The organism is Nocardia sp. NPDC004568, from assembly GCF_040609955.1.
Lineage (GTDB): Bacteria > Actinomycetota > Actinomycetes > Mycobacteriales > Mycobacteriaceae > Nocardia.
The window spans coordinates 1-1,948 of sequence record NZ_JBEXLL010000181.1; the positions used below are offsets into that span (position 1 = coordinate 1).

1 protein-coding gene is annotated in these 1,948 nt (G+C 65.5%); it reads left to right on the forward strand.

Going from position 1 to position 1,948, the window contains the following annotated elements; translation table 11 throughout:
* Positions 1 to 558 precede the first annotated feature (558 nt).
* Positions 559 to 1,848: an isocitrate lyase gene (gene aceA / locus ABZV91_RS32405; protein ID WP_355249525.1), complete on the forward strand. Its 1,290-nt coding sequence runs from the start codon at positions 559 to 561 to the stop codon at positions 1,846 to 1,848.
* Positions 1,849 to 1,948: the final 100 nt, after the last annotated feature.

The window sequence follows — 1,948 nt, forward strand, 5'->3', positions numbered from 1 at the left end:
GCCTCGAAGCGCATGCGCCGCAGGCGCGAGTCTCGAGGCCGAAACGGCGAGACGGGCCTCAACCCTTGGAGGTGTCTCGTAAAACTCGACGCACGGGGGTTGCGTCGGTGGGCGACGGCGGGGGCCGTTTGTGGGCCTGCGGGCTCTGATCTCGGGGCGGGCGGCCGACCTCGCTCGGACGTAGGACACATCTGACATTGCCTGACTTCAGTTATGAAGGTCCTCACAAGGTCGTGTCGAAGTGTGTGGGGTGCCCTCCGGTGCTTGCTCCCGCAAACAGTACGAGCGTTACGCTGAAACCCCATGTCAGAGCTACTGGCGAGTAGGCTTGACGGCGGTTACGCGCTGGCAACTTTCGCAGGATTGGCAAAGTTGTAGGCGATCCTAGCTCAGATTCACAGAAGCAACAGGTAGACGGCATTTTGATGGTGTGCCATGGTGTGGAAGTACACCCACCGGGCATTGCAAGCCTGCAAATCGTCGTTCCAGCAGTGCGACGCGGAAACGCTTCGTCGACGCGGACGGCGGACCGACCGACCAAGGAAGTGGAGTCGCAAGATGTCGACCACCGGCACCCCGAAGACCGCCGAGGAAATCCAGCAGGATTGGGACACCAACCCGCGCTGGAAGGGCGTCACCCGCAACTACACCGCCGAGCAGGTTTCCAAGCTGCAGGGCACCGTTGTCGAAGAGCACACCCTCGCCCGGCGTGGCTCGGAGATCCTCTGGGATCTGGTGAACAACGAGGACTACATCAACTCGCTGGGCGCGCTCACCGGCAATATGGCGGTGCAGCAGGTCCGCGCCGGCCTCAAGGCCATCTACCTGTCGGGCTGGCAGGTCGCCGGTGACGCGAACCTCTCCGGTCACACCTACCCCGACCAGAGCCTCTACCCGGCCAACTCGGTGCCCGCCGTGGTCCGCCGCATCAACAACGCGCTGCTGCGTGCCGACGAGATCGCCAAGGTCGAGGGCGACACCTCCGTCGAGAACTGGCTGGCTCCCATCGTCGCCGACGCCGAGGCCGGCTTCGGTGGCGCGCTGAACGCCTACGAACTGCAGAAGGCCATGATCGCCGCCGGCGCCGCCGGTGTGCACTGGGAAGACCAGCTGGCCTCGGAGAAGAAGTGCGGCCACCTCGGTGGCAAGGTGCTCATCCCCACCCAGCAGCACATCCGCACCCTGACCTCGGCGCGCCTGGCCGCCGACGTCGCCGAGGTGCCCTCGGTGATCATCGCGCGCACCGACGCCGAAGCCGCCACCCTCATCACCTCCGATGTGGACGAGCGCGACCGCGAGTTCCTCGACGGCACCCGCACCGCCGAAGGCTTCTTCGGTGTGAAGAACGGCATCGAGCCCTGCATCGCTCGGGCCAAGGCCTACGCTCCCTACGCCGACCTCATCTGGATGGAGACCGGCGTGCCGGATCTCGAGGTCGCGCGCAAGTTCGCCGAGGCCGTCCGCGGCGAATTCCCGGATCAGCTGCTGGCCTACAACTGCTCGCCGTCCTTCAACTGGAAGGCTCACCTGGACGACGCCACCATCGCGAAGTTCCAGCGTGAACTCGGCGCCATGGGCTTCAAGTTCCAGTTCATCACCCTGGCCGGCTTCCACTCGCTCAACTACGGCATGTTCGACCTGGCCTACGGCTACGCCCGCGAGGGTATGACCGCCTTCGTCGACCTGCAGGAGCGCGAGTTCAAGGCCGCCGCCGAGCGTGGCTTCACCGCCATCAAGCACCAGCGCGAGGTCGGTGCCGGCTACTTCGACACCATCGCCACCACCGTCGACCCCAACACCTCGACGGCGGCGCTGAAGGGCTCCACCGAAGAAGGACAGTTTCACTGAGTTGTCTGCGGCGCCTTCGGCGCCGCGGGGTTGAGGCCCCCCTTGGTCTCGCCGTTTCGGCCTCGAGACTCGCGCTTCGCCCATGCGCTTTCGAGGCCGA